26 protein-coding genes are annotated in these 25,396 nt (G+C 66.8%); 20 read left to right on the top strand and 6 right to left on the bottom strand.

Features of this window, described 5'->3' with window-relative positions; all coding sequences use genetic code 11:
• Positions 1–3 precede the first annotated feature (3 nt).
• The 3 genes from lepB to era all read left to right on the top strand — a co-directional run bounded on the left by lepB (position 4) and on the right by era (position 2,485).
• The gene (gene lepB / locus C4S70_RS07860) at positions 4–825 is read left to right on the top strand and encodes a signal peptidase I (protein ID WP_104007562.1); all 822 of its coding nucleotides are present in this window, start codon (positions 4–6) and stop codon (positions 823–825) included.
• The gene (gene rnc / locus C4S70_RS07855; protein ID WP_104007561.1) at positions 822–1,502 is read left to right on the top strand and encodes a ribonuclease III; all 681 of its coding nucleotides are present in this window, start codon (positions 822–824) and stop codon (positions 1,500–1,502) included. Before lepB ends, rnc begins: the two co-directional genes overlap by 4 nt.
• A 77-nt stretch (positions 1,503–1,579) precedes the next feature.
• Positions 1,580–2,485 (top strand): GTPase Era, encoded by a 906-nt coding sequence (gene era, locus C4S70_RS07850; protein WP_104007695.1) that lies wholly within the window; start codon positions 1,580–1,582, stop codon positions 2,483–2,485.
• A 10-nt stretch (positions 2,486–2,495) separates the two neighbouring features.
• Here the strand turns inward: era and C4S70_RS07845 are convergent, their stop codons facing one another.
• The gene (locus tag C4S70_RS07845; protein ID WP_104007560.1) at positions 2,496–3,068 is read right to left on the bottom strand and encodes a hypothetical protein; all 573 of its coding nucleotides are present in this window, start codon (positions 3,066–3,068) and stop codon (positions 2,496–2,498) included.
• A 132-nt stretch (positions 3,069–3,200) separates the two neighbouring features.
• Between C4S70_RS07845 and C4S70_RS07840 the strand changes: the two genes are divergently transcribed.
• From C4S70_RS07840 to C4S70_RS07830, 3 genes are all read left to right on the top strand, one after another.
• Positions 3,201–3,530, top strand: a complete 330-nt coding sequence (locus C4S70_RS07840) for a DUF1491 family protein (RefSeq protein WP_104007559.1) — start codon at positions 3,201–3,203, stop codon at positions 3,528–3,530.
• A 3-nt stretch (positions 3,531–3,533) separates the two neighbouring features.
• A complete protein-coding gene (recO, locus tag C4S70_RS07835; protein WP_104007558.1) occupies positions 3,534–4,262 on the top strand; it encodes a DNA repair protein RecO in 729 nt (242 codons plus the stop codon).
• A 207-nt stretch (positions 4,263–4,469) separates the two neighbouring features.
• A complete protein-coding gene (locus C4S70_RS07830) occupies positions 4,470–4,958 on the top strand; it encodes an SAM-dependent methyltransferase (RefSeq protein ID WP_104007557.1) in 489 nt (162 codons plus the stop codon).
• Between the two features lie 146 nt (positions 4,959–5,104).
• On the opposite strand, the gene C4S70_RS07825 is transcribed toward C4S70_RS07830, so the two are convergent.
• Positions 5,105–5,842, bottom strand: coding sequence for an N-formylglutamate amidohydrolase (locus C4S70_RS07825; RefSeq protein ID WP_104007556.1), 738 nt, complete (start codon positions 5,840–5,842; stop codon positions 5,105–5,107).
• A 130-nt stretch (positions 5,843–5,972) separates the two neighbouring features.
• Here C4S70_RS07825 and pyk point away from each other — a divergent pair, with 130 nt between their 5' ends.
• The 8 genes from pyk to C4S70_RS07780 all read left to right on the top strand — a co-directional run bounded on the left by pyk (position 5,973) and on the right by C4S70_RS07780 (position 13,839).
• Positions 5,973–7,418: a pyruvate kinase gene (pyk, locus tag C4S70_RS07820; RefSeq protein WP_104007555.1), complete on the top strand. Its 1,446-nt coding sequence runs from the start codon at positions 5,973–5,975 to the stop codon at positions 7,416–7,418.
• Positions 7,419–7,449: 31 nt separating this feature from the next.
• Positions 7,450–7,674, top strand: coding sequence for a hypothetical protein (locus C4S70_RS07815; protein ID WP_104007554.1), 225 nt, complete (start codon positions 7,450–7,452; stop codon positions 7,672–7,674).
• A 111-nt stretch (positions 7,675–7,785) separates the two neighbouring features.
• A complete protein-coding gene (gene rpmI, locus C4S70_RS07810; RefSeq protein WP_104007694.1) occupies positions 7,786–7,986 on the top strand; it encodes a 50S ribosomal protein L35 in 201 nt (66 codons plus the stop codon).
• A 19-nt stretch (positions 7,987–8,005) separates the two neighbouring features.
• Positions 8,006–8,371 carry a 50S ribosomal protein L20 gene (rplT, locus tag C4S70_RS07805; RefSeq protein ID WP_104007553.1) on the top strand — a complete coding sequence of 122 codons (366 nt, stop codon included), beginning with the start codon at positions 8,006–8,008 and terminating at the stop codon, positions 8,369–8,371.
• Between the two features lie 501 nt (positions 8,372–8,872).
• Positions 8,873–9,946, top strand: coding sequence for a phenylalanine--tRNA ligase subunit alpha (gene pheS / locus C4S70_RS07795; protein WP_104007551.1), 1,074 nt, complete (start codon positions 8,873–8,875; stop codon positions 9,944–9,946).
• A gap of 154 nt (positions 9,947–10,100) precedes the next feature.
• Positions 10,101–12,497 (top strand): phenylalanine--tRNA ligase subunit beta, encoded by a 2,397-nt coding sequence (gene pheT, locus C4S70_RS07790; protein WP_104007550.1) that lies wholly within the window; start codon positions 10,101–10,103, stop codon positions 12,495–12,497.
• A gap of 175 nt (positions 12,498–12,672) precedes the next feature.
• The gene (locus C4S70_RS07785; RefSeq protein WP_104007549.1) at positions 12,673–13,317 is read left to right on the top strand and encodes a phosphoribosyltransferase; all 645 of its coding nucleotides are present in this window, start codon (positions 12,673–12,675) and stop codon (positions 13,315–13,317) included.
• Positions 13,318–13,389: 72 nt separating this feature from the next.
• Entirely contained in the window at positions 13,390–13,839 is a 450-nt protein-coding gene (locus tag C4S70_RS07780) for a YtoQ family protein (RefSeq protein ID WP_104007548.1), read from the top strand.
• Between the two features lie 6 nt (positions 13,840–13,845).
• On the opposite strand, the gene C4S70_RS07775 is transcribed toward C4S70_RS07780, so the two are convergent.
• On the bottom strand, positions 13,846–14,544 hold the full coding sequence (locus C4S70_RS07775) for a glutathione S-transferase N-terminal domain-containing protein (RefSeq protein ID WP_104007547.1): 699 nt from the start codon (positions 14,542–14,544) through the stop codon (positions 13,846–13,848).
• A gap of 134 nt (positions 14,545–14,678) precedes the next feature.
• On the opposite strand from C4S70_RS07775, the gene C4S70_RS07770 reads away from it, so the two are divergent.
• The gene (locus tag C4S70_RS07770) at positions 14,679–15,482 is read left to right on the top strand and encodes a mechanosensitive ion channel family protein (RefSeq protein WP_104007546.1); all 804 of its coding nucleotides are present in this window, start codon (positions 14,679–14,681) and stop codon (positions 15,480–15,482) included.
• Positions 15,483–15,545: 63 nt separating this feature from the next.
• On the opposite strand, the gene ald is transcribed toward C4S70_RS07770, so the two are convergent.
• Positions 15,546–16,664 carry an alanine dehydrogenase gene (ald, locus tag C4S70_RS07765; RefSeq protein ID WP_104007545.1) on the bottom strand — a complete coding sequence of 373 codons (1,119 nt, stop codon included), beginning with the start codon at positions 16,662–16,664 and terminating at the stop codon, positions 15,546–15,548.
• 138 nt (positions 16,665–16,802) lie between these two features.
• Here ald and C4S70_RS07760 point away from each other — a divergent pair, with 138 nt between their 5' ends.
• The 4 genes from C4S70_RS07760 (at position 16,803) to C4S70_RS07745 (ending at position 21,450) form a co-directional block, all read left to right on the top strand.
• A complete protein-coding gene (locus tag C4S70_RS07760) occupies positions 16,803–17,261 on the top strand; it encodes an Lrp/AsnC family transcriptional regulator (protein WP_104007544.1) in 459 nt (152 codons plus the stop codon).
• 100 nt (positions 17,262–17,361) lie between these two features.
• Positions 17,362–18,816: a xylulokinase gene (gene xylB / locus C4S70_RS07755; RefSeq protein WP_104007543.1), complete on the top strand. Its 1,455-nt coding sequence runs from the start codon at positions 17,362–17,364 to the stop codon at positions 18,814–18,816.
• Complete coding sequence (xylA, locus tag C4S70_RS07750) at positions 18,813–20,117, top strand: xylose isomerase (protein ID WP_104007542.1); 1,305 nt, start codon at positions 18,813–18,815, stop codon at positions 20,115–20,117. Before xylB ends, xylA begins: the two co-directional genes overlap by 4 nt.
• A 1-nt stretch (position 20,118) precedes the next feature.
• Positions 20,119–21,450, top strand: a complete 1,332-nt coding sequence (locus tag C4S70_RS07745; protein ID WP_104007541.1) for a cytochrome-c peroxidase — start codon at positions 20,119–20,121, stop codon at positions 21,448–21,450.
• Here C4S70_RS07745 and C4S70_RS07740 read toward each other — a convergent pair.
• Together C4S70_RS07740 and C4S70_RS07735 are read right to left on the bottom strand one after the other, a co-directional pair.
• On the bottom strand, positions 21,444–22,982 hold the full coding sequence (locus C4S70_RS07740) for a CRTAC1 family protein (RefSeq protein ID WP_104007540.1): 1,539 nt from the start codon (positions 22,980–22,982) through the stop codon (positions 21,444–21,446). The two genes, C4S70_RS07745 and C4S70_RS07740, sit on opposite strands and share 7 nt — an antisense overlap.
• The gene (locus tag C4S70_RS07735) at positions 22,972–24,159 is read right to left on the bottom strand and encodes an ROK family transcriptional regulator (RefSeq protein WP_104007539.1); all 1,188 of its coding nucleotides are present in this window, start codon (positions 24,157–24,159) and stop codon (positions 22,972–22,974) included. Before C4S70_RS07735 ends, C4S70_RS07740 begins: the two co-directional genes overlap by 11 nt.
• 195 nt (positions 24,160–24,354) lie before the next feature.
• On the opposite strand from C4S70_RS07735, the gene xylF reads away from it, so the two are divergent.
• Complete coding sequence (xylF, locus tag C4S70_RS07730; protein ID WP_104007538.1) at positions 24,355–25,383, top strand: D-xylose ABC transporter substrate-binding protein; 1,029 nt, start codon at positions 24,355–24,357, stop codon at positions 25,381–25,383.
• Positions 25,384–25,396: the final 13 nt, after the last annotated feature.

Genomic DNA, 25,396 nt, shown 5'->3' with positions numbered 1-25,396 from the left:
GGCATGGCAACCGAAAAGAAATCCGGCGGGATCGTCGAGACGATCAAGACCATCGTCTACGCGCTGCTGATCGCCGGCGTGTTCCGCACGATCTTTTTCCAGCCATTCTGGATCCCGTCCGGGTCGATGAAGGAAACCCTGCTGATCGGGGATTTCCTGTTCGTCAACAAGATGGCCTATGGCTATTCCTACGCCTCCTGCCCATCCATCCCCTTCACGGGCATCGGCCCGGACAAGCTGTGCGGCTTTCTTGACGGCGACAACACGCGCATCCTGGGCCGGATGCCCGAACGCGGCGACGTGGTCGTGTTCCGCCACCCGGTCAACGGCACCGACTATATCAAGCGACTTATCGGCCTGCCCGGCGACCGCATTCAGGTGCGCGACGGGGTGCTGCACATCAACGGCCAGCCGGTCAAGGTCGAACCCGCCGGCGTGTTCGAGGAGATCGCCGGCCCGCAGGGGCCGCAAGGCCTGCGCCCGCGCTGCGCCAATGGCCCAGTGGGCGACGGCGCCGTCTGCAAGAAGGAACGGTTCATCGAAACCCTGCCCAACGGCGTGCGCCACACCATTCTGAACATCGGCGACCAGCGGTCCGACCATACCGGTGTCTATACCGTGCCTGAGGGCCATTTCTTCTTCATGGGCGACAACCGCGACAATTCCGCCGACAGCCGCCTTCCGCAGACCGCCGGGGGGGTGGGCTTCGTGCCGTTCGAAAACCTCATCGGCCGGGCCGATCGGATCATGTTCTCGTCCGCCGGGCGGTCGCTGCTGTTCTTCTGGACGTGGCGGGCGGATCGCTTCTTCAAGGGGATCCAGTGAAGCTCTCGCGCGAGATGCGCGCCTTCGAGGCGCGGATCGGCCACACCTTCTCCCGGCCCGAACTTCTGGTGCGCGCGCTCACGCATGGGTCGATCTCGTCGGCCACGCGGCCCGACAACCAGCGGCTGGAGTTTCTCGGCGACCGGGTGCTGGGGCTGGTGATGGCCGAGGCGCTGCTGGAGCAGGATCCCGAGGCGACCGAAGGCCAGCTTGCGCCGCGCTTCAATGCGCTGGTGCGCAAGGAGGCCTGCGCCGACGTCGCGCGCGAGATCGACCTGGGCGCGGTGCTCAAGCTGGGCCGGTCCGAGATGATGTCGGGCGGGCGGCGCAAGCAGGCGCTCTTGGGCGACGCGATGGAGGCGGTGATCGCCGCGGTCTATCGCGATGCGGGGTTCGAAGCGGCGCGAGACATGGTGCTGCGGCTCTGGGGCGACCGGATCCGCCGGGTCGAGGCCGACGCCCGCGATCCCAAGACCGCGTTGCAGGAATGGGTGCAGGCGCGCGGCGGCAAGCCGCCGGCCTATGTGCTGGTGGACCGTTCGGGCCCCGATCACGCGCCGGTCTTTACCATCGCCGCGCGGCTGGAGACCGGAGAGGAGGCGCAGGCCAGCGCCGGATCGAAACGGCAGGCCGAACAGGCCGCGGCGCGCAAACTGCTCGAACGGCTCGGCGGCTGAACGGCGGGCCGGGCCGCGCTGGCATCCTTGCGCGAAATCCGCTACATGACTTGATCGCAAGAATGAAAGACGCCCCCATGACCACACGCGCCGGATTCGTCGCCCTGATCGGAGAGCCCAACGCGGGCAAATCCACGCTCACCAATCGCATGGTGGGGGCCAAGGTGTCGATCGTCACCCACAAGGTCCAGACCACCCGCACCCGCATCCGCGGCGTGGCGATGGAAGGCGATGCCCAGATCGTGTTCGTGGACACGCCCGGCCTCTTTCGCCCGCGCCGCCGGCTCGACCGGGCGATGGTCGCCGCCGCCTGGGGCGGGGCGGCGGATGCCGACGTCATCGTGCTGCTGATCGAGGCGCATCGCGGCGTGACGGAAGGGGTCGAAAGGATCCTCGAAGGGCTGGAAGAGATCGCCCGGGGCCGCAAGGTGGCGCTGGCGATCAACAAGATCGACAAGGTGCCGGCGGAACGGCTGCTGGGGCTTGCCAGGGAGATGAACGACCGTTTCCCCTTCGTCCGGACCTTCATGATCTCGGCCGAAAAGGGCCACGGCGTCGACGACCTGCGCAAGTGGCTTGCAGAACAGCTGCCCGAAGGCCCCTGGCTCTACCCCGAGGATCAGATCGCCGACCTGCCACTGCGCATGATCGCCGCCGAAATCACCCGTGAAAAGCTGACCCTGCGCCTGCATCAGGAACTGCCCTACCAACTGACGGTGGAAACCGAGAGCTGGCAGGAGCGCAAGGACGGATCGGCCCGGATCGACCAGGTGATCTATGTCGCGCGCGAGGGTCACAAGGGCATCGTTCTGGGCAAGCGGGGCGAAACCATCAAGGCGATCAGCCAGGCTGCCCGCGCCGAGCTCGAGGAATTCCTGGGCCGCAAGGTGCATCTGTTCACCCAGGTCAAGGTGCGCCCCAACTGGCTGGAAGAGGCCGAGCGTTACTCGGAAATGGGTCTGGACTTCCGCGACGGGAACTGAGCACTCCCGCTCAGTCGCTGACCGCGGCCTGACGCGCCAGCTTGGCCTCGAGCATTTCCTGAAGGACTTCGGATCGCGGACGCCAGGAATAAGTGTCATCCTGCGTGGTGGGCGCCCAGTAGAGCAGCCCGCCATAACGCCAGGGATCGACGACGACTCCGTGATAGATGTCATCCCCTCGCCGGCTGATGACCGCGGTGTGATGAATGACGTGGAACCCTGCCGGGGGCGCGATGGCGCGATGCACCACCAGCGTGCGGAACCGTTCCCGGTCCAGCCGCTTCTTGAGGTCTTCGGCCCAGTGGTTGCAAAGGCCGCGTTCGCGGAACCCGTTGATGACCTTGGCGTTGTGGATGATCGGCGGGTCGGTGACGTTGTATTCCTTCTTGAGCTGCAGCGAATAGGTATATGCGATTTGTGCCGCCCGGCTGGCCTCCTCGGCGCTCACGTCAGGCCCCAGCGCGCGGATCTCCCGCGCCAATGCGTCGATGTCGGCCTGGGCGACGGTCGGCTCGGGCCGGCTGCAGGCAGCGGTCAGCGCCAGCCCGGCCGCCAGCAGAAAAAAGGAGAGCAGTCGAGTCATCAAGAAATCCGTGTCCCGTATCCGGCAGGTCGTTGCAACAAGTCTATCCCCATCGCACCGCAACCGAAAGCCGGTGATGCCCACAGCGTCATGGCATTGGAACCGGGCGGGAACCGGGGTAACCATGTCGCCATGAGCCGCCTTGTCACGTCCTTCTGGGTTCACGCCTATCTCGCCCGGCTGCGGCTTTACGGCATCCCGGCCTATGTCCTGGCGCATGGCGACGACCATGCCGGCGCGGTTCTGGTCAAGCTGAACACGCTGGACGGTCAGGCGCGCCTGTTCCAGCGCGGGTTCGACCTGGAAAGCGGCGTGCGGCGCTGGGTGGAACTGGCCTCGGGGCCCGAAACCGAAGTGGACGCGGTGATCGCCCGCCAGCGCGGCTTCGACCCCGACCTCTGGGTGATCGAGGTCGAGGACCGGCAGGGCCGCCACCTGCTGGAGGAACCGGGGCTGGAATAGACCATGGACTGGCGCGACCACGGCATACTCCTGTCCGTCCGACGCCACGGCGAAAGCTCGGCCATCGTCGAGGTCTTCACCGAAGCGCACGGCCGTCACGCCGGCGTGGTGCGCGGCGGCGCCGGGCGCAGGCTGGCACCGATCCTGCAACCGGGCGCCCAGATCGACGTGACATGGCGGGCCCGGCTCGAAGAGCATCTCGGCAGCTTCACGGTGGAGCCGATCCGTTCCCGCGCGGCGGCGGCGATGTCGGGGCGACTGGCGCTGGCCGGGCTGAACGCGGTCACGGCGCTCTTGTCCTTCTGCCTGCCGGAACGCGAACCGCACGGGCCGCTCTACCTGCGCAGCGAACGCCTGCTCGACCTGCTGGGCCAGGACGACATCTGGCCGCTGGCCTATCTGAACTGGGAAAAGGCATTGCTCCAGGAACTTGGCTTTGGACTGGATCTCACGCGCTGCGCTGTGACCGGGGCCGAAACGGACCTGGCCTTCGTTTCGCCCAGGACCGGGCGCGCCGTCTCCCGCGCAGGCGCGGGCGAATGGGCAAGCCGGCTTCTGCCGCTGCCCCCCTGCCTGCGCGGCGAAGGCCCCGCGCCCGATGCCGAAATCCTTCAGGCGCTGACGACCACCGGCCATTTTCTCGAACACCGCGTGGCCCCGGCGCTGGGGAACAGGCCCCTGCCATCCGCCCGCGCCCGCTTTGTCGAAACCCTGTCCCGCGAGATGCAGTGAACGGCCCGGTGTTCAGCCCGCGCCCGTCCTTTGCACGACACCCCGCAGAGGCGCCCTTTCGTCTCGCCGCTGGCGATCCGGGACCGCGGGCAAGGAGCGAAAGCAGGCGGCACATGGGGCGTCAGCTTGCCACGGTTGGCAGGGTTGAACAATCGGCCGCGTGCCGCTCAGATGCAGAAACCCCGGAACAGCACGGGAATGTGTAAAATGACCGACGCCCAAGACATTCGCGCAGGCGAGGTGCCGCTCGACTTCGACCCCGCCGGCCGCGCCCACGCCGGCGTGACCTTCATCGGTCGCATCCGGTCGGACTGGAGCAAGGGCAACGCCCCGCGCAACATCTCCCAAGCCCGCGAGATGGGCGGAGGCGACCCCCGGATCGAGCTCGACCCCGCCTATGCGCCCGGCCTGCAGGGACTCGAGGTCGGCCGCCCGATCTGGCTGCTCTACTGGATGAACCGCGGCCGGCGCGACCTGATCCTCCAGGCCCCCCGGCACGCCCCCGAACCGCGCGGCGTCTTTGCCCTGCGCTCGCCGGTCCGGCCAAACCCGATCGCCATGTCCGCCGTGGTCATCACGTCCTTGGACCCGAAGACAGGCGTGATCGGCATCGACGCGACCGACGCATTCGACATGACGCCGCTTCTGGACATCAAACCCTGGATGGCCGGCATAGATATTCCGCCCTGCATCTGATCGCGCCCCCGGCCGCGCCGACACGCTTCCACCCCTGCGGGGACTCGCCGACCTTTCGCTTCTTTCTGGTCGGAAATACCCCGGGGAGCGCGAGGGGCAGCGCCCCTCGCACCGGTCGGATCGCGCAGGCGATCCGACCGGTGCGCCTAGAATCCCGACACTTCCAGCGCCCTGATCAGCGCCGGCGCCAGGCGTTCGGCCCATGCGCGCTGCCCATCATGGTCGGCGATCAGGTCGTTGCGAATCTCGATCAGCACGTTTGGCCGACCAAAAGCCGTCGCATGCTTGTCGATAGAATCCCCCGGCAGATGCCCTGCATAGGGCTCATTGTCTCCGACCACCAGATCGGGCTCGGCCGACAGCAGATCGAACAGCGGCCGCGCCACCCGGTCGTCCTCGGTATGCAGCAAACCGACATGCCAAGGGCGCGGGTCGCGGCCGCGCAGCTGGCGGGTAAAGCTGTGGATCGCCAGGATCACCATGTGCGGCAGCCCCGCCAGCCGCGCCAACTCGCGGTGATAGGGCCGGTAATAGGCTTCCAGCCGCCGTTCCCGCTCTTCCGCGCCGACGTGTCGATTGGCGGGAATGACCGACCCGTCATAAAGCTTCATCAGCAGCGTCGGATCGTCCTCGCCCCGGTTCGGGTCGATCACAAGACGCGAAAAATTCGCCGCGATCACCGGGCTGTCCAGCAGCACGCCCAGATGCTGCGCCACGCCATAGGCGCCCACGTCATAGGCGATGTGGCGCTCCATGTCCTCGCGCGGCAACCCCAGATCGCCGCCGTTCACGTCCGGCGGCACGACATTGGTAGCGTGGTCGCAGGTGATAAGCCACCGGCCGGGGCGATCTTCTCCGTGGATGAAATAGGGGGTGTATGTCATCTGCCTGTCACCTCGTTGCGCGCATCCTTTAGGGGAGTTGCCGGCAAATGAAAATCCGGTCATAAGCAGGTCGGGCATGTTTGCGGTAACATCGCCGCGGATCCGGGCCACAAGTCAGGGAGGACCACCGATGAGACGCCTGCGCAACGTCAAGATCGTCGCAACGCTGGGGCCGGCCTCGGAAACCCACGAAATGATCCGCGCCCTGCACGAGGCCGGCGCCGACGTGTTCCGCCTGAACATGAGCCACGGCACCCACGACGAGATCCGCGAAAAACACCGCCTCATCCGGCAGATCGAAAAGGATCTGGACAGCCCGATCGCGATTCTGGCCGACCTGCAGGGGCCGAAACTGCGCGTCGGCACCTTCGCCCGTGGCGAAGAAGAACTGAAGGACGGGGCCGCCTTCCGGCTGGACCTCGATCCGGCCGAGGGCGACGCCTCCCGTGTCTGCCTGCCGCATCCCGAAATCTTCGCCGCCCTGAAACCGGGCGCCACGCTTCTGGTCAATGACGGCAAGATCCGGCTGAAGGTCGAAAATTGCAGCCCCGACTTTGCCGATTGCCGCGTCATCACGGGCGGCACCATCTCCAACCGCAAAGGGGTGAACGTGCCCGATGTGGTGCTGCCGCTGGCGGCGCTGTCGGAAAAGGACCGGGCCGATCTGGAGTTCGCCTGTCAACTGGGGGTGGACTGGCTCGCGCTCAGCTTCGTCCAGCGCCCGGAGGACGTGATCGAGGCGCGCAAACTGGCGGACGGGCGCGCGGCGATTCTGTCCAAGATCGAAAAGCCCGCGGCGGTCGAGGCGTTCGAGGACATCCTCGAGGTTTCGGACGGCATCATGGTCGCGCGGGGTGACTTGGGGGTGGAACTGCCTGTGGCCGCCGTGCCGCCGATCCAGAAACGGCTCGTGCAACGCTGCCGGGCGGCGGCCAAGCCGGTGATCGTCGCGACCCAGATGCTGGAAAGCATGATCGAAAGCCCGATGCCGACCCGCGCCGAGGTATCGGATGTGGCCACCGCGATCTACGAAGGGGCCGATGCGGTGATGCTGTCGGCGGAATCCGCCGCCGGACATTACCCGGTCGAGGCCGTGCGCACGATGGACCAGGTAGCGATCGAGGTGGAAAGCGACCCCACCTATACCCAGATCATGGCCGCCACCCGCATCGCCAAGGGCGACAGCATCCCGCATGCCATCGTCGCCGCCGCCCGCGAAATCGCCGAAACCACCGAGATCAAGGCGATCTGCTGCTTTACCCAGAGCGGTACCACGGCGCTATTGACCGCGCGGGAACGGCCCGGCGTGCCGATCATCGCCATGACCTCGTTGCGGGGCACCGCGCGGCGGCTCTGCCTCAGCTGGGGCTGCCACTGCGTGATGACGGCCGAGCTGGAACGCTTCAAGGGCGCGGTGCTCAGCGCGGTCCATGCCGCCCGCACCGGCGGCTTTGCCGAGCGGACCGATCAGGTGGTGGTGATCGCCGGCGTGCCCTTCAACATCCCCGGCACCACCAACATCCTGCGCGTGGCACCCTGTGACGAGCGTTTGATTTCCAACACCGATCCGGGCTAGCCTTGACCGCGCGAACGGATGGAGAGGGGCCGTGGACACCGATCTTGCATTGATCCTGGGACTGGTCCTGGCGGTGTTTTCCGTGCCCTCCCTGGTTTCGGCCTTCAGCGACAACCGCCCGCCCTTAGCGCCGCTGGCCGTTCTGGGCGCGGGCGCAGCGTTGATGATCTATGCCATGCTGGCCCATCCCGAAGGCTACCGGCTGGCCGATGTACCGGACGTCTTTTTCAGCGTGATCGCACGCTTCATCCCGTGATTTTCCGCTTGCCAGCGCCCGTCTGATTGCGTAAACGGCGCTCCTGTTCGCGCGGCCGGCGAGAGAGGCATGCCGAGTCGCGCCTGACACCGACCCTTGAAGGAGACGGAAATGCCCAAACTGAAGACGAAATCGAGCGCCAAGAAGCGCTTCAAGATGACCGCGACCGGGAAGGTCAAGACGGCCCAGGCCGGCAAGCGCCACGGCATGATCAAGCGGACCAACAAGTTCATCCGCAACGCGCGCGGCACCACCGTGATGTCCGCCCCCGACACCAAGATCGTCAAGGGCTTCATGCCCTACGACCGCTAAGAACAGGAGGCAGAGACCCATGTCCCGCGTCAAAGGTGGAACCACGACCCACGCCCGCCACAAGAAAGTCGTCAAGGCAGCCAAAGGCTACTATGGCCGCCGCAAGAACACCTTCAAGGTCGCCAAGCAGGCGGTCGACAAGGCCAACCAGTATGCGACCCGCGACCGCAAGCAGCGCAAGCGGAACTTCCGCGCGCTGTGGATCCAGCGCATCAACGCCGCCGTGCGCGCCCATGACGAGGCGCTGACTTACAGCCGCTTCATCAACGGCCTGAACAAGGCCGGGATCGAGGTGGACCGCAAGGTTCTGGCCGATCTGGCCGTGCACGAGCCCGAAGCCTTTGGCGCCATCGTCGCCAAGGCCCAGGACGCCCTGCGCGCCTGATCCGCACCGGCATCAAGGTTTCCGGGCGGCCCTGCCGGCAAGGCGGGGCCGCTTTTTTGCGTCCGGGGCGGCGCCTGCGTCGGGATCGCCACTTTTCAAAAGTCTGGCATCCCCCTTGCCTGTGCCACCCCGCAGGCCAGATTCGTATGCGATCAGGAAAGGATTGTCGGACATGCCCCGCGTCATCGCCCGGATTTCGATAGCCGCTCTTTCCGTCGCGGCCCTAGCCGCCCTTGCCGCCTGCGACCCCGGACCCAACGGGTACGGGACCGCGCCGCCCGGCGTTTCACAGGCCGAACATGATGCGCGGGTGAAGGCAAAGCGCGAGGCTCGGCGAGCCTACTACGCGGGGCCACGCGGGGGCGCGGCCGGGCTCTGACAGTCAGGACCGGCGCCGGCTGTGGCCACCGCGCCCCGGCCCGCCGCCGCCTCTCAGCTCGAACTTGCCGCCGGTCGCCGCTTGCGATAGCAAGCACGCGATTTGAAACAAGGAGCGAGCCGGTGGACGATCTCAAGGCAAAATACCTCGCGCAGATCGCCGATGCCGCGGACGAGGCGGCGCTCGAGGCGATCCGCGTCGCCGCCGTGGGCAAGAAGGGCGAAATCAGCCTGAAGATGCGCGAACTGGGCAGGATGACGCCCGAAGAGCGCAAGGTGGCGGGCCCCGCGCTGAACGCGCTGAAGGACGAGATCAACGCGGCGCTGGCCGCCAGGAAGGCCGCGCTGGCCGATGCCGCGCTCGAGGAACGGCTGCGCAGCGAGTGGCTGGACGTGACCCTGCCCGCCCGCCCGCGTCGGCAGGGCACCATCCACCCGGTCAGCCAGGTGACCGAAGAAGTCACCGCCATCTTTGCCGAGATGGGCTTTTCGGTGGCCGAAGGCCCCCGGATCGAAACCGACTGGTACAATTTCGACGCGCTGAACATCCCCGGCCACCACCCCGCGCGGGCCGAGATGGACACGTTCTACATGTATCGCGCGCCGGGCGACGACCGCCCGCCGCATGTGCTGCGCACCCATACCAGCCCCGTGCAGATCCGCGCGATGGAGGCACAGGGCGCGCCCCTGCGGGTGATCTGCCCCGGCGGGGTCTATCGGGCCGATTACGACCAGACCCACACGCCGATGTTCCACCAGGTCGAGGGGCTGGCGTTGGACCGCGACATTTCGATGGCGAACCTGAAATGGGTGCTGGAGGAATTCGTCAAGGCGTTCTTCGAGGTGGACGACGTGGAACTGCGTTTCCGCGCCTCGCACTTCCCGTTCACCGAACCTTCGGCCGAGGTCGATATCCGCTGTTCGTGGGAAGGCGGCACGCTGAAGGTGGGCGAAGGCGACGACTGGCTGGAGATCCTCGGCTCGGGCATGGTGCACCCCAAGGTGATCGCCGCCGGCGGGATCGACCCCGAGGTCTATCAGGGCTTTGCCTTCGGCATAGGCATCGACCGGCTGGCGATGCTGAAATACGGCATTCCCGACCTGCGCGCGTTCTTTGACAGCGACTTGCGCTGGCTGCGGCATTACGGCTTTGCCGCCTTGGACGTGCCGACCCTGCGCGGGGGGCTGAGCCGGTGACGTTCTCCAAATCTGACAGCGGGGCTTCAGCCCCGCATCGCGCCCGACCCGCCCCACAGGGCGGGCGCGATTTCATCGCTCCCACCCTCGGGCCGGTCGCGATGCTTACCGCAAGTGCCTTGCAAGATATTCTTCTCCTCAAGGAGACCCGAACATGAAATTCACCCTCTCCTGGCTGAAGGACCACCTCGACACCGACGCGACGGTGGAGGAGATCGCCGAGGCGCTGACCGATCTCGGGCTCGAAGTCGAAAGCATCCACAATCCGGCCGAACGGCTGGCGCCCTTTACCATTGCCAAGGTGAAGCACGCCGAGAAACACCCCGATGCCGACCGGCTGCGGGTCTGCACGGTGGAAACCGACGAGGGCGACAAGCAGATCGTCTGCGGCGCGCCCAACGCACGCGAAGGCATCACCGTGGTTCTGTGCAAGCCCGGCGACTACGTTCCCGGCATCGACCTGACGCTGAGCGTCGGCAAGATCCGCGGCGTGGAAAGCCACGGGATGATGGCCAGCGAACGCGAGCTGGAGCTGTCCGACGAACATGACGGCATCATCGAACTGCCCTCGGGCGAGGTGGGCGAAAGATTCGTGGACTGGCTGGCCGAAAACGACCCGTCCAAGGTGGACCCGGTGATCGAGATCGCGATCACCCCGAACCGCCCCGATGCGCTGGGCGTCCGAGGCATTGCGCGCGATCTCGCGGCGCGGGGTCTGGGCACGCTCAAGACCCGCGAGGAACCGCCCGTTCCCGGCGACTTTCCCTGCCCGATCAAGGTCACGATCGACGAGGACACCCGCGACGGCTGCCCGGTCTTTGCCGGCCGTCTGATCCGGGGGGTGAAGAACGGCCCCAGCCCGCAATGGCTGCAGGATCAACTGCGCGCGATCGGGCTGCGGCCGATTTCGGCGCTGGTGGATATCACCAACTATTTGACCTACGACCGCAACCGCCCGCTGCACGTCTTTGACGCCGACAAGGTGGCCGGCAACCTGCGCGTCCACCGCGCCAAGGGTGGCGAAAGGATCGTGGCGCTGGACGAAAGGGAATACACGCTGGAGCCGGGCATGATCGTCATTTCCGACGACAACGGCCCCGAAAGCATCGCCGGCATCATGGGCGGCGAGGCGACCGGCGTGACCGAGGACACGGTGAACGTGTTCCTTGAAAGCGCCTATTGGGACCATGTCCAGATCGCGATGGCGGGTCGCGCGCTCAAGATCAACTCGGACGCGCGGTATCGGTTCGAACGCGGCGTGGATCCCGAATACACGATTCCGGGGCTGGAGCACGCCACCCAGATGATCCTGGATCTGTGCGGCGGCGAGCCGTCCGAGGTGGTGATCGCGGGCGAGGTGCCCGACCATTCGCGCGCCTACAGGCTGGACCCCGAGCGGGTGAAGAGCCTCGTTGGCATGGACATCCCCGAATCCGAGCAGCGCCAGACCCTGACCCGGCTGGGGTTCCGGCTGGAGGGGAACATGGCCCATGTGCCCAGCTGGCGGCCGGACATTCACGGCGAGGCGGATCTGGTCGAGGAAATCGCCCGCATCGCCTCGCTGACCAGGCTGCAGGGCAAGCCGCTGCCGCGCCTGACCGAAGGCGTGCCCAAGCCGGTGATGACGCCGCAGCAGAAGCGCCTTCAGGCGGCGCGGCGCAGCGTGGCGGCGCTGGGTTACAACGAGTGCGTGAGCTATTCGTTCATTGACAAGGCCGCGGCCGAGCTGTTCGGCGGCGGCACGGACGAGACCATGCTGGCCAATCCGATCTCGTCGGAGATGTCGCATATGCGGCCCTCGCTGTTGCCGGGTCTTTTGCAGGCCGCCGCGCGCAACCAGGCGCGGGGCTTCATGGATCTGGCGCTGTTCGAGGCGGGGCCGGAATTCACCGGCGGCGAGCCGGGAGAGCAGCGCACGGCGATCGCCGGCGTTCTGATCGGACGGACCGGCCCGAAGGACGTGCACGGCGCGTCGCGGCCGGTCGATCTGTTCGACGCCAAGGCGGATGTGGAGGCGTTGCTGTCGGCGATCGGCGCACCGGCCAAGATGCAGATCCTGCGCGGCGGCGAAGGCTGGTGGCATCCGGGCCGGCACGGGCGGATCTGTCTGGGTCCGAAGAAGGCTCTGGCCGTGTTCGGCGAGTTGCACCCCAAGGTGCTGCAGGCGCTGGACGTGAAGGGGCCGGCGGTCGGCTTCGTCGTCTGGCCCGACGAGGTGCCGCTGCCGCGCAGGTCCGGGGCGACGCGGGACGCGCTGGAGCTGCATGACCTGCAGGCGGTGGAGCGTGACTTTGCCTTTGTCGTGGATGCGGATGTCGAAGCCCAGACGCTGGTCAACGCGGCGGCCGGGGCCGACAAGAAGCTGATCGAATCGGTGCGGGTCTTCGACGAGTTCATCGGCGGCAGCCTGGGCGAGGGCAAGAAGTCGCTCGCGGTGACCGTGCGTTTGCAGCCGAAGGAAAGGACGCTGACCGACAAGGATATCGAGGCCGTGTCGCAGAAGATCGTCGAGAAGGTCGCCAAGGCGACCGGCGGGGTTCTGCGCGGCTGAGGGTTTCGGATCGCTGGCGCGATCCGACCGACGCGGGGGCTGCGCCCCCGCGTTTGGGGTATTTCCGACCAGAAAGAAGCAGGGATTGGCCACCCTTGAGCCGCGCGGTGTTGGCGGCTGGGTTTTCTCGGCGCATAATCGGCCCCGTTTTGTGGTTGCGAGTTCGGGAGGGGTCATGTTCCGCGACAGGCTGGAGGCCGCAGAGGCGTTGAGCGAGGCCGTCGAGGCGGCGAAGCCGGGAGATCCCGTGGTATTGGCTCTGCCGCGTGGCGGTGTGCCCTTGGGCGTTGTGCTTGCGCGGCGGCTCGGGGCACCGCTGGATCTGATGCTGGTGCGCAAGATCGGCATGCCGGGGCACGAAGAGCTGGCGGCCGGCGCCATCGTCGATGGGCCCGCGCCGACGATTCTGTTCAATCACGAGATCCTGCGCGTATCCGGGCTGACCGAGGCGGACTTTACCGATCGGATCAAAGACCTGCGCGCAGAGATCGAGGATCGGCGGATGCGGTATCTGGCAGGGCGCGCGCCGGTCGATGTGGCCGGACGGACGGCGATCCTGGTAGACGATGGAATCGCCACCGGCGCGACGATGCGGGTCGCCGTAAATGCGCTGAGGCGGCGCGGTCCCGCGGCCATCTGGGTCGCCGTTCCCGTAGCGCCGGCCGATACCGTGGCAGTGCTGGAACGCGAGGCGGATCGCGTCATCTGCCTGGAGACGCCGGAGCCTTTCTACGCCGTGGGCGCGCATTATCGGCGGTTCGAACAGGTGCCGGACGAAGACGTCGTTCGCATCATGTCCGAGATCGCCCAAGGCGGTTGACAGTGGGTGCCCGGTTGCCAGCGGCGCAGCAAGGGGGCAAAAGGGACCGCAACGATGGCAAGGGGACTGGCGATGACTTGGAACGTCTATCTTTCGGGGGAAATTCACACGGATTGGCGCGAACGGATCATCGACGGCGCGCGGGATCTGGACGTGCGCTTTTCCGCCCCCGTCACCGATCACGATGCCAGCGACGATTGCGGCGTGGCGATCCTGGGCGCCGAGCCGGACAAGTTCTGGCACGACCACAAGGGGGCCAAGATCAACGCCATCCGCACGCGCAAGGGGATTGCGGATGCCGATATCGTCGTGGTGCGCTTCGGCGAGAAATACAAGCAATGGAACGCGGCCTTTGACGCGGGCTATGCAGCCGCGCTGGGCAAATCGTTGATCGTGCTGAACCCGCCGGAGCATCAGCACGCGCTGAAGGAGGTGCATGCGGCCGCGCTGGCAGTGGCCCGCGAACCCGAACAGGTGGTGGATATCCTGCGCTATGTTCTGACAGGAAAGCTGCCGGGATAGTTCGCGTCAGGTCCGCGGCGGCGTGTTGAGTCCCCTTTTCACTGCGGGACGATCCAGGAACCGGTCCAGGTAGTCGTCCAGGTTGGCATAGTCGTCCCAACCGACCAGATCCATCGCGTCATAGCGGTCCAGCGCGTTCAGCCAGGGGCCGATGGCGATGTCGGCGATGGAATAGTCGTCGCAGACCCATTCGCGCCCGTCGAGCCGTCGGTCGAGTACTCCCAGCAGCCGGCGCGTTTCGGCGAGATAGCGGTCGCGCGGCCGCTTGTCCTCGATCTCCTTGCCGGCGAAGGCGTGGAAATAGCCGAGCTGGCCGAACATCGGGCCGACCCCGCCCATCTGCCACATCAGCCATTGCAGGATTTCCAGCCGCTGGTTCGGCGACGACCCCAGCAGCATCCCCGCCTTTTCCGCCAGATGGATCAGGATGGCGCCGCTTTCGAACATGCCCACCGGCGTGCCCTCGGGGCCGTGCGGGTCGATGATCGCGGGGATCTTGCCGTTGGGGCTGAGCGAGGTGAACTCGGGGCTTTTCACGTCCTCCTCTGCCAGCGTTACGCGGTGCGCCTCGTAGGGCAGGCCGGTTTCCTCCAGCATGATGGAGATCTTGACCCCGTTGGGCGTGGGAAAGGCGTATAGCTGGATCACGTCCGGGTTCGCGGGTGGCCAGCGGCGCGTCACGGGAAAACGGCTGAGGTCTGTCATCGGGCGAGTCTCCTTCCGCGATCCAGATTAGGCAACCGGGCGGCCAAGGAAAGCCCCGAGAAACTGTTGCGGAGACAGGGGCGGATGGGTCAAGCTGGATCGGACAGGGATTTCAGGACGAGAGGGGTTCCCAGATGGATGTCATGAACCAGATGGGGGCGATGGGGCCCTTGATCATCAACGTGGTGAAGGCGCTGATCGTTCTGATCGGAGGGTGGATCCTTGCCGGCGTGATGGGGCGGCTTGTCAGGAACAAGATCAACGCCGCCCCGCATATGGACCCCACGCTGGGCAGTTTCATCGCCAGTCTGGTCAAATGGGGCACCCTGACCATCGTTTTCGTTGCCGTTCTGGGTATCTTCGGCATTCAGGCGACCAGCATCGTGGCGATCCTTGGCGCGGCGTCGCTGGCGGTCGGTCTGGCCCTTCAGGGCACGCTGTCGGATCTGGCCGCCGGCGTCATGCTGATCGTTTTCCGGCCGTTCAGGGTCGGCCAGTATGTCGATATCGGGGGCACTGCGGGCACGGTGGTGGACCTGAGCCTGTTCACGACCGAACTGGTGACACCGGACAATGTTCAGATCATCCTGCCCAACGGCAAGGCATGGGGGTCGATCATTTCGAACTTTTCGCACCATCCCACCCGCCGGCTGGATCTGACATTCGGCATCGACTACGCCGACGATGCGGAAAAGGCCAAGCAGATCATCCTGGACGTCGCCCGGGCCGAGCCTCGCGTGCATGACGATCCCGCGCCCTGGGTGCGGGTGACAAATCTGGGCGACAGCTCGGTGGACCTGACCGCGCGGCTGTGGTGCGACAATGCCGAATACTGGGATCTGAAGTTCACCCTGATCCAGAAGGTCAAGGAAGCCCTCGACGCCGCCGGCATCTCGATCCCCTATCCGCATCAGGTCGAGATCCAGAAACGGGCCTGAGCGCGGAAGAAAATGCCCCGGCGCGACGGCCGGGGCAGGTTCGCGTGGCGGGGCCGGGGAGGATCAGCCCTTGATCGCCACTTGCGGAGAAACCACGTCGATGCCCAGCGCCTTGCCCACGGCATAGTTTGTCAGCTTGCCGGCATGGACGTTCAGGCCGTTCAGCAGGTTCGGATCGTCGGCGCAGGCCTGTTTCCAGCCCTTGTCCGCCAGCGCCAGAAGGAACGGCATGGTGGCGTTGCCCAGCGCGATGGTCGAGGTGCGCGGCACGGCGCCCGGCATGTTGGCGACGCAATAGTGCATGATCCCGTCCACCTCGTAGATCGGGTCGTGATGGGTGGTCGGTTTCGAGGTTTCGAAGCACCCGCCCTGGTCGATGGCCACATCCACCAGCACCGCGCCAGCCTTCATGGTGGACAGCTGATCGCGGGTGACCAGCTTGGGCGCGGCGGCGCCGGGGATCAGCACCGCGCCGATCGCCATGTCGGCGGTGGCGATCAGATCGGCGGTGGTGCCGGGGCTGGAATAGGCGGTCTTGAACCGGCCGCCAAAGGCATCGTCCAGATAGCGCATCCGGGGCAGGGACCGGTCCAGAACGGTGACATCCGCGCCCATGCCGGACGCCACCAGCGCCGCATGGGTGCCCACCACGCCGCCGCCGATCACCACGACCTTGGCCGGCAGCACGCCGGGCACGCCGCCCATCAGAACGCCGCGGCCGCCATTGGCCTTTTGCAGGGTCCACGACCCCACCTGCGGCGCCAGCTTGCCGGCGACCTCGGACATGGGCGCCAGAAGCGGCAGCCCGCCCCGGTCGTCGGTCACGGTTTCATAGGCGATCGCGGTGCAGCCCGATGCCAGCAGATCCCTGGTCTGTTCGGGGTCCGGGGCAAGGTGCAGATAGGTGAACAGGACCTGGCCCTCGCGCAGCATCTTGCGTTCGACCGCCTGCGGCTCCTTGACCTTCACGATCAGTTCGGCGGTAGCAAAGATCTCCTCGGCGGTGTCAAGAATCCGGGCGCCGGCGGCGACATAGGCGTCGTCCTCGAACCCCGACCCGGCGCCGGCGCCGGTTTCGATGAACACCTCGTGGCCATGCGCCACCGCCTCGTGCACGGCGTTGGGGGTCATGCCGACCCGGAATTCCTGCGGTTTGATCTCTTTCGGGCAACCGATCTTCATCGGATCTCCTCCGTTCATGAACTGCCCAGATTTTAGGCGAACGGCGGCGCAATTTCCGTGCCAATTCCACTCGCCAATCCATGGGTGAATCGAATATTCTTCGATGAATCGAAAGTCCGTTCGGATGAATGTGCGCAAATGTCACTGGATGCGACTGACCGGAAGATCCTGAACGCCCTTCAGCGCAAGGGCCGGATGTCGAATGCCGAACTGTCCGAAACGGTGAACCTGTCGCCGTCGGCCTGTCACCGCAGGGTGCAGCGTCTGGAATCCGAGGGCTATATCCGCGACTATGTCGCCCTGCTGGATGCGCGCAAGCTGGGCGTGCCCACCACGGTTTTCGTCGAGATCACCCTGCAGGGGCAGGCGGACGAACTGCTGGAGGCCTTTGAAAAGGCGGTGGCGCGGATCCCCGACGTGCTGGAATGCCACCTGATGGCGGGCAAGGCGGACTATATTCTCAAGGTCGTCGCCGAAAGCACCGAGGATTTCGCCCGCATCCACCGCCAATACCTGGCCCGCCTGCCCGGCGTGGCGCAGATGCAGTCGAGTTTCGCCCTGCGCACCGTGTTCAAGACCACCGCCCTGCCCGTCTGAAACCGCACGCCACGGGCCGCGGCCGCGGTTTCCTGTTGACGCTTTAATTAATTTCTTTCACAAATTAATTAAAGCGCCGCGACAGGGAGGGCGCACGCGCATGTTTCTGGGACTGGATCTGGGCACGTCGGGCCTGCGCGGGTTGCTGATCGACGCCGCGCAACGCACCGTCGCGGTGGCCGAGGCGTCCTATCCGACCGCCCGGCCCGCCCCCGGCCACAGCGAACAGGACCCGCGCGACTGGATCGCGGCCTGCCGGACGGTGATTGCCGCGCTGAAGGCCGAGGCGCCCACCGAAATGGCGGCGCTCAGGGGCATCGGCTGCTCTGGCCACATGCACGGCGCGGTCCTGCTGGGCGCGGACGACGCGGAGCAGCGCCCCTGCATCATGTGGAACGACACCCGCAGCGCGGATCAGGCCGCGCGGCTGGACGCGGCAGCGGACGTTCGGGCGCTGAGCGGCAATATCGTGTTTCCCGGCTTTACCGCGCCGAAACTCATGTGGGTGGCCGAGCATGAGCCCGAGATCCTTGCCCGCACTGCCCGGGTGGTCCTGCCCAAGGATTACCTGACGCTGTGGCTGACCGGCGCTCATGCCACCGACATGTCGGACGCCTCCGGCACGAGCTGGCTGGACGTGGGCGCGCGGGACTGGTCGGATCGGCTGCTGGCGGCCTCGGGCATGACGCGCGATCAGATGCCGGCGCTGCACGAAGGCACGGTGCCGGTGGGCACGATCCGGCCCGGCCTTGCCGACGAACTGGGCCTGCCGCGGGGCGTCGTGGTCGCGGCGGGGGCTGCGGACAATGCCGCCGCCGCCTGCGGGATCGGCGCGCTGGAACACGGCGACGGGTTCGTATCGCTGGGCACCTCGGGCGTGCTGCTGGCCGCCCGCGACCGGTTCGCGCCAAAGCCGGAAAGCGCGGTGCATACATTTTGCCACGCGGTGCCGGGCAGGTGGTACCAGATGGGCGTGATCCTGGCCGCGACCGACAGTTTGAACTGGCTGGCACGCAACCTTCAGGCCGATCCGGCCGCGCTGACCGCTGCGCTGGGCGACCGTATCGGCCCACCGGGGCGGCTGCGCTTTCTGCCCTATCTGTCCGGCGAGCGCACCCCGCACAATGACAGCGCGATCCGCGGCGCCTTCATCGGGCTGGATATCGGCATGGGCCACGCGGAACTGACACATGCGGTGCTCGAAGGGGTCGGGTATGCCCTGCGCGATTCGCTCGACGCGCTGCGCGACACCGGCGCGGCGCTGAAGCGGGTAACGGCGATCGGCGGCGGCTCGGCCTCGCGCTATTGGCTGGAGCTGCTGGCGACGCTGCTGGATCTGCCGATCGATCGCCCCGCGCGGGGCGAATTCGGCGCCGCGATGGGGGCCGCGCGGCTGGCGACCTGCGCCGCCACCGGGGCTGCGCCCGAGGCAGTGATGATACGCCCGCCAATCGCCGAAACCATCGCCCCGCGCGACGACCTGCGCGCGGAGTATGCGGCCGGTCATGCCGCCTATCGAAATCTCTATCCCGCCATAAGGGCCTTGCAATCATGACGGATTTCTTCAAGGACATTCAGCCGGTCGCCTATGAAGGCCCCGACAGCCCCAACCCGCTGGCCTTTCGCCATTACGACCCCGACGAGGTCGTCATGGGCAAGCGGATGGAGGACCATCTGCGCTTTGCCGTAGCCTGGTGGCATTCCTTCGCCTGGGAGGGCGGCGATCCGTTCGGCGGGCCGACCTTCCTGCGCCCCTGGCAGGGCAGCGACAGCATGGAGGCGGCGCGGCTGAAGGCCGAAGCCGCGTTCGAGATGTTCGACATACTCGGCCAGCCGTTTTTCTGCTTTCACGACGCCGATATCAGGCCGGAGGGCGACAGCTTCGCCGAGAGCCTGCGCAATTTCGAGGAAATCACCGATCTCATCGGGCAGAAGATGGAGAGCCGCAGGGTCCGGCTTCTGTGGGGCACTGCGAACCTGTTTTCCCACCGTCGCTACATGGCGGGCGCGGCCACCAATCCCGACCCGGACGTGTTCGCCTACGCAGCGGCCACCGTGAAGGCCTGCATGGACGTCACCCACCGGCTGGGCGGACAGAACTACGTGCTCTGGGGCGGGCGCGAAGGGTATGAAACGCTGCTGAACACCGACATGGGCCGGGAATTGGACCACATGGGTCGGTTCCTGAATATGGTGGTGGATTACAAACACAAGATCGGCTTCAAGGGCACGATCCTGGTCGAACCCAAGCCGCAGGAGCCGTCCAAGCATCAATACGATTTCGACGTGGCCACCTGCATCGGCTTCCTGCGGAAATACGGACTGGAGGAGGAGGTAAAACTGAACCTCGAACAGGGACACGCGATCCTGGCCGGACATTCTTTTGAACACGAAATCGCGCTGGCGGTGACCGAAGGTATGTTCGGCTCCATCGACATGAACCGCAACGACTACCAGTCGGGCTGGGACACGGACCAGTTTCCCAACAACATGCCCGAGGTCGCGCTGGCCTATTACCACATCCTGCGGGGCGGCGGGTTCACCACGGGCGGCACCAATTTCGACGCCAAGCTGCGGCGGCAGTCGCTGGATGCGCAGGATCTGATCGCCGCGCATGTGGGGGCGATGGATGTCTGTGCGCGCGGGCTAAAGGCCGCCGCCGCGATGATCAAGGACCGCGGCTTGGAATCCGCCCTGCGCGACCGCTATGATGGCTGGGACACGCCTCGGGCACAGGCCATGCTGAACAGTGACCTGCAAACGATCTTTGACCGGATTCTGGCCGACGGGATCGAACCGCATCCCCGGTCCGGCCGGCAGGAGATGCTGGAGAACTACGTCAACCGCTTTGTCTGAGATGGTGCTAGGCGCCAATATCCGTTCCGGTTCGGTCCGCTGGATCGCGCTGGTCCTGCTGCTGCCGCTGTCGGCTCTGGCCGGCCCGTTGCCGCGCGCGGACGCGGTGTTTCCCGAACCCGACATGGATCAGGTCCGGCTGGGCCGGCTTCTGTTCTACGACCCGATCCTTTCAGGCAACCGCGAGGTCGCTTGTGCCACTTGCCACCATCCCCGGTTCGGCACATCGGACGGGGTGTCGCTGGGGATCGGCGACGGGGGGATCGGCCTGGGCCCCGACCGCCGGCCGGACCCCGCCAACCCGCCCGAACAGCGCGTTCCCCGCAACGCGCCGGCGCTGTTCAACCTCGGCGCTTTGGAATTCACCACGATGTTCCATGACGGGCGGCTTCAACTGGACCCCGCGCAGCCCGGCGGGATCCGGACTCCGTTGGGCAAAGAGATGACGGCGGGGTTCGATTCGATCCTCGCCGCGCAGGCCATGTTTCCGGTTCTGTCCCCCGACGAGATGGCCGGGCATTACTCGGAAAACGAGATCGCCCGCGCGGTGCGGCTGGGGTTCCTGACCGGACCCGACGGCGCCTGGGCGAGGATCGCCGCGCGGGTCGAGGCGATCCCGGCCTATCGCGCGGCCTTCGACAAGGTGATCGGCGCGGGGCGGCTCGTCGCGTTTACCGACATCGCCAACGCCATCGCCGCCTTTGTCGCCTTTGAATGGCGCGCCGATGACAGCCTGTTCGACCGCCACCTGCGGGACGGCACGCCGCTGCCGGCGCCGGCGCAGGCCGGGCTGGCGCTGTTCTACGGCAAGGCCGGGTGTGACACCTGCCATTCCGGCCAGTTCCAGACCGATCACGGCTTTCACGCGATCGCCATGCCGCAGATCGGCCCGGGCAAGGCCGCCCGGTTCGAGCGCCACCACCGCGACACGGGGCGGATGCGCGTGACCGGCGCGGACGAGGACGCCTATCGGTTCCGCACCCCGTCCCTGCGCAACGTCACCGAAACCGCGCCCTACGGCCATGATGGCGCCTATGCCACGCTCGAGGCCGTGATCCGGCACCACTTGGACCCGGTGCGTTCGCTCAGATCCTATGACCCGGCGCAGGCGGTGCTGCCGGGGCCGGGCTTCGACAGCGATTTCGCGGTCATGCGGGACGCGGGCGAGGTGGACGCCATCGCCGCAGCCAACGAACTTGCCCCGCAACACCTGACCGACGAGGAGGTCAGCCAGATCATCGCCTTTCTGGCAACGCTGATGGACACGACCAGCCTGACCGGGCGGTTGGGCATCCCGAATTCGGTGCCCAGCGGCCTGCCCGTGCCTCAGTAGGTGCGGATGTCCAGCGCCTCTCCGGTCCGGATCACGTCGAGGTGCTGGCCGGCCCGCACCGTCGCCCAGTCCGATACCGCGCCGTCGGGCCAGATCACCCGCAGCCGCGCCCGATCCACCGCGCCCAGCCCGAAATATTCCGGGCCGGCGGTGCCGCCCGCATGGCCGCCGCCCACGGTGATCTCGCGCGTGACGATGCGGTCGCCCAGGTCCAGCTCGATGAACGCGCCCACGGCGTTCACGTTCGGCGCGGGCTGGTGCAGGGCCACGGTCAGCCAGAGGCCGGCATCCGCCGTCACGTTGCGGAAGATCTCCAGCGGGCCGCGACGGTTCACCACCACCGCGTCCAAGAGCCCGTCTCGGTTCAGATCCGCCAGCGCCGCGCCCCGTGCCCGGTGCAGACTGGCCAGCCCCGCGACGTCGCCCATTTCGACAAAGCGGCCGTCCGGCTGCTGCACCAGCAGGTTGTTGGGATCGTCCATTGCCGCGTCCGGCATCTGCTGGACATTGCCCTTGGCGACGAAGATGTCGTCCAGCCCGTCATTCTGCACATCGCCGAACGCCGCGTGCCACCCGGTCGAGGGCCGCCCGTCCCCGCCGGTGTAGGGCCGGTGCGCCGTGGTGCCCAGCGCGTATGGCGCATCCTCCCATGTGGGCGCGTCATCGCCGGTGAAGAACTGCAACCGCTGATCGCCCATCGAGGTCAGGAACACCTCGGGCCGGCCGTCGAAGGTCAGATCGCGCGAGGCGATCCCCATCCCCCACAGCGCATAGCTGCGCCAGCCTTCCTCTGCCGTATAAAGGCGCGGGTTCGGCTCCATCGCCCAGAGCTGTTCCTCGCCGCCTCGGACGTAATAGTGCCGGTCGTTGCTGATCCGCAGATCGGCCCGGCCCGAACGGCGCCAGTCAATGAACAGCATCGACAGCGCGCAAAAGCCCGGATGCAGAGGCGTTTCGCGATAGCGGCCGGCTTTGGGGCGGAACAGTTGGTTGTCGTCGCAGGTGCCGAACGGCCCATCGGGATCGTCACGGTTGACGTAGTTGCCAAAGGCCAGCGTGGGCCGGGCCCGGCCCGACTCCCAGGTGGCGGAAAAGGCAGTGGTCCAGCGGTCGCCGCCGTTGAAACCCCGCGGGTTCCAGCGGCGGAAGCTGCAATCGGCACCGCCCCGCATCACCAGGTTTTCCCCGGCGCGCAGGATCACGAGATCGAGATGCCCGTCGCTGTCGATGTCCAGCGGATAGGCGCCGGTGACGCCGGTGACCGCCAGCGGCGCCGGGGTGGACGCGTCGAAGCGCAGCGCGCCCCCCACGGGCGAGCGGTTCACCAGCAGTTGCGCGGGATTGCTGCCGCCTGCCACGAACAGCTCGGGCAGACGGTCGCCGTTGCAGTCGAACACCGCCACACCGCCGCCGACGAAATGTTCCCACCCGCCGTCATAGGAATGGGCAGGCGCGGGTTGCGGCGCGAACAGCGGCCCGGCCTGCGCCGCCCCCGCCAGCAGGGCGGCAACCATGATCGCCTCAGGCCGCATCGGCATCTTCCCCCGCAACGGCGGCCTCGGACACCTGCTCCAGCGCGTATCCGGCCGCGCCGCGCGCCCACATCAGATCGCCCCATTCGTGGACCACCACCTCTGGCGGATCGCGGTCCACCTGCACGATCTGTTCGCGCATCGCGGCGATCACCTCTTCGGCATAGAGGTGGTCGAACCGCATCTGCTCGCCCGCCAGGATGATGAGTTCCGGGTCGAAGATGTTGACGAGGTTCGCCAGCCCCATCGCGAACATACGCCCGGCCCGCTGCAAAATCGACAGGGCCAGAGGCTCGCCCGCGCGGGCGGCGGCCAGCAGCCCTTCCAGATCATAGTCCGCGCCGCCGGCATAGGTCGCCTCGCGCAGCAGGGCGTAGTCCGCGACATAGGCCTCCAGGCATCCGCGCTGGCCGCAGCGGCACAGCGCGCCGTCCAGATGCACCTTGGTGTGCCCGAACTCGGCCCCGCAGCCGCGCGTGCCGCGATACAGTTCGTTGCCGATGACGATGCCCATGCCGACGCCCGCCTCGATGGTGACAACGATGAAGTCGGAATGATCCTGGCCGAGGCCAAAGGACTTCTCGGCCACCGCGACAAGGTTGGCGTCGTTGTCCACATGGACCGGCATGCCGATCCGGTCGCGCATGATCGGACCCAGCCGGATGTTGCGCCGGTCCAGCGATGGCGACCAGTAGACGAACCCGCGCGGCGCATCGACGACGCCCGCAATGCCGACCCCGAACCCCGAGATTTCCGACCTTTGCCGCCCGATCGACGCCGCCAGCCGGTCAAGGCAGCCGCCCAGCATGTCGGCAAAGTCCTCCGGCGCATGGACGGCACGGTCCAGCGTCACCTCGAGGTCGGCAAGCTGGGTTCCTTCGAAGTCCAGCAGAACCATCGACACCGATTGCCGCGATACCTTGGCCCCGGCGATCAGCCGCGCCGCGCCGCGGATCTTGAGATCCACCTTTGGCCGGCCGCGTCCGGTCGCCCGGCTGCCCGATTCGCGGGCCACCTCCTCGATCAGCCCCTCACGCAGCAGATCGGCGGTGATCGTGGTTACTGTTGCGCGGCTGATTCCCGTCCGCTCGGCCAGATCGATTCGCGGGATTCGCCCCGCCCGCCGGATCTCGGCAAGCAGCGCCCGTCGCCCTTCGAGTCTTTGTTGGCCGCTCATGTCATCCCTGTTTTCAATGTCTTGGCAGGCATTGTCGCCCGCGCCACGCCACCGTTGCAAGGCCGGATTCGCGCCCGATTCCGCGCCCGAGGCCCAGCCTAGCTGATTTAATTTGATTTACAAATTTATTCCGCTAACATTGCCCCAGCCCGCGCAGGGACACTGGCGAATGCGGGCATCAGATGGGAGGTCCACATGAGACTATTTTCGAGCGCGATCGCGGTGATCGCGGGTGCCATGATCGGCACGGCGGCCTTGGCGGACGATCTGGTGGTCGGCGTCAGCTGGTCGAACTTTCAGGAAGAGCGCTGGAAAACCGACGAGGCGGCGATCAAGTCGGCGCTGGCGGCGGCCGGCGCGAAATACGTATCGGCGGATGCGCAGTCGTCCTCGGCCAAGCAGCTTTCGGACGTGGAAAGCCTGATCGCGCAGGGGGTGGATGCGCTCATCATCCTGGCGCAGGACGCGCAGGCGATCGGCCCCGCCGTGCAGGCCGCCGCGGACGAAGGCATCCCGGTCGTGGGCTATGACCGGCTGATCGACGACCCGCGGGCCTTCTACCTGACCTTCGACAATGTCGAGGTCGGCCGAATGCAGGCCCGCGAGGTGCTCAAGGCCGCGCCCAAGGGCGATTACGTGATGATCAAGGGCTCGCCCACCGACCCCAATGCCGACTTTCTGCGCGGCGGCCAGCAAGAGGTGCTGCAGGCCGCGATCGACGCGGGCGACATCAAGATCGTGGGCGAGGCTTATACCGACGGCTGGTTGCCCGCCAACGCCCAGCGCAACATGGAACAGATCCTGACCGCCAACGACAACAAGGTGGACGCGGTCGTGGCCTCGAACGACGGCACGGCGGGCGGTGTCGTCGCCGCGCTGACCGCGCAGGGGATGGAGGGCATCCCGGTATCGGGCCAAGACGGCGACCATGCCGCGCTGAACCGGGTCGCCAAGGGCACCCAGACCGTGAGCGTCTGGAAGGACGCCCGCGATCTGGGCCGCGCGGCGGGCGAGATCGCCGTGGCGATGGCCAAGGGCGCCAAGATGTCCGAAATCGACGGCGCGGTGCAGTGGACTTCGCCCAGCGGCAAGACGCTGTGGGCCAAGTTCCTCAAGCCGGTGCCGATCACCCGCGACAACCTGTCGGTGGTGGTGGATGCCGGCTGGATCAGCAAGGACGCGCTGTGCCAGGGCGTGACGAACGGTCCCGCGCCCTGCAACTGATCCTCCCCGGCCA

Origin of the sequence: Jhaorihella thermophila, from assembly GCF_900108275.1 — a bacterium.
Classification (GTDB): Bacteria; Pseudomonadota; Alphaproteobacteria; order Rhodobacterales; family Rhodobacteraceae; genus Jhaorihella; species Jhaorihella thermophila.
This window is presented reverse-complemented; position numbering and strand designations above follow the sequence as displayed.

Excerpts from the sequence above, each read along its gene's own strand:
- lepB (WP_104007562.1), top strand. The coding sequence starts at position 4 with ATGGCAACCGAAAAGAAATCCGGCGGGATCGTCGAGACGATCAAGACC.
- era (WP_104007695.1), top strand. The coding sequence starts at position 1,580 with ATGACCACACGCGCCGGATTCGTCGCCCTGATCGGAGAGCCCAACGCG.
- C4S70_RS07845 (WP_104007560.1), bottom strand. The coding sequence starts at position 3,068 with ATGACTCGACTGCTCTCCTTTTTTCTGCTGGCGGCCGGGCTGGCGCTG.
- C4S70_RS07840 (WP_104007559.1), top strand. The coding sequence starts at position 3,201 with ATGAGCCGCCTTGTCACGTCCTTCTGGGTTCACGCCTATCTCGCCCGG.
- recO (WP_104007558.1), top strand. The coding sequence starts at position 3,534 with ATGGACTGGCGCGACCACGGCATACTCCTGTCCGTCCGACGCCACGGC.
- C4S70_RS07830 (WP_104007557.1), top strand. The coding sequence starts at position 4,470 with ATGACCGACGCCCAAGACATTCGCGCAGGCGAGGTGCCGCTCGACTTC.
- C4S70_RS07825 (WP_104007556.1), bottom strand. The coding sequence starts at position 5,842 with ATGACATACACCCCCTATTTCATCCACGGAGAAGATCGCCCCGGCCGG.
- pyk (WP_104007555.1), top strand. The coding sequence starts at position 5,973 with ATGAGACGCCTGCGCAACGTCAAGATCGTCGCAACGCTGGGGCCGGCC.
- rpmI (WP_104007694.1), top strand. The coding sequence starts at position 7,786 with ATGCCCAAACTGAAGACGAAATCGAGCGCCAAGAAGCGCTTCAAGATG.
- rplT (WP_104007553.1), top strand. The coding sequence starts at position 8,006 with ATGTCCCGCGTCAAAGGTGGAACCACGACCCACGCCCGCCACAAGAAA.
- pheT (WP_104007550.1), top strand. The coding sequence starts at position 10,101 with ATGAAATTCACCCTCTCCTGGCTGAAGGACCACCTCGACACCGACGCG.
- C4S70_RS07785 (WP_104007549.1), top strand. The coding sequence starts at position 12,673 with ATGTTCCGCGACAGGCTGGAGGCCGCAGAGGCGTTGAGCGAGGCCGTC.
- C4S70_RS07780 (WP_104007548.1), top strand. The coding sequence starts at position 13,390 with ATGACTTGGAACGTCTATCTTTCGGGGGAAATTCACACGGATTGGCGC.
- C4S70_RS07775 (WP_104007547.1), bottom strand. The coding sequence starts at position 14,544 with ATGACAGACCTCAGCCGTTTTCCCGTGACGCGCCGCTGGCCACCCGCG.
- C4S70_RS07770 (WP_104007546.1), top strand. The coding sequence starts at position 14,679 with ATGGATGTCATGAACCAGATGGGGGCGATGGGGCCCTTGATCATCAAC.
- ald (WP_104007545.1), bottom strand. The coding sequence starts at position 16,664 with ATGAAGATCGGTTGCCCGAAAGAGATCAAACCGCAGGAATTCCGGGTC.
- C4S70_RS07760 (WP_104007544.1), top strand. The coding sequence starts at position 16,803 with ATGTCACTGGATGCGACTGACCGGAAGATCCTGAACGCCCTTCAGCGC.
- xylB (WP_104007543.1), top strand. The coding sequence starts at position 17,362 with ATGTTTCTGGGACTGGATCTGGGCACGTCGGGCCTGCGCGGGTTGCTG.
- xylA (WP_104007542.1), top strand. The coding sequence starts at position 18,813 with ATGACGGATTTCTTCAAGGACATTCAGCCGGTCGCCTATGAAGGCCCC.
- C4S70_RS07745 (WP_104007541.1), top strand. The coding sequence starts at position 20,119 with ATGGTGCTAGGCGCCAATATCCGTTCCGGTTCGGTCCGCTGGATCGCG.
- C4S70_RS07740 (WP_104007540.1), bottom strand. The coding sequence starts at position 22,982 with ATGCGGCCTGAGGCGATCATGGTTGCCGCCCTGCTGGCGGGGGCGGCG.
- C4S70_RS07735 (WP_104007539.1), bottom strand. The coding sequence starts at position 24,159 with ATGAGCGGCCAACAAAGACTCGAAGGGCGACGGGCGCTGCTTGCCGAG.
- xylF (WP_104007538.1), top strand. The coding sequence starts at position 24,355 with ATGAGACTATTTTCGAGCGCGATCGCGGTGATCGCGGGTGCCATGATC.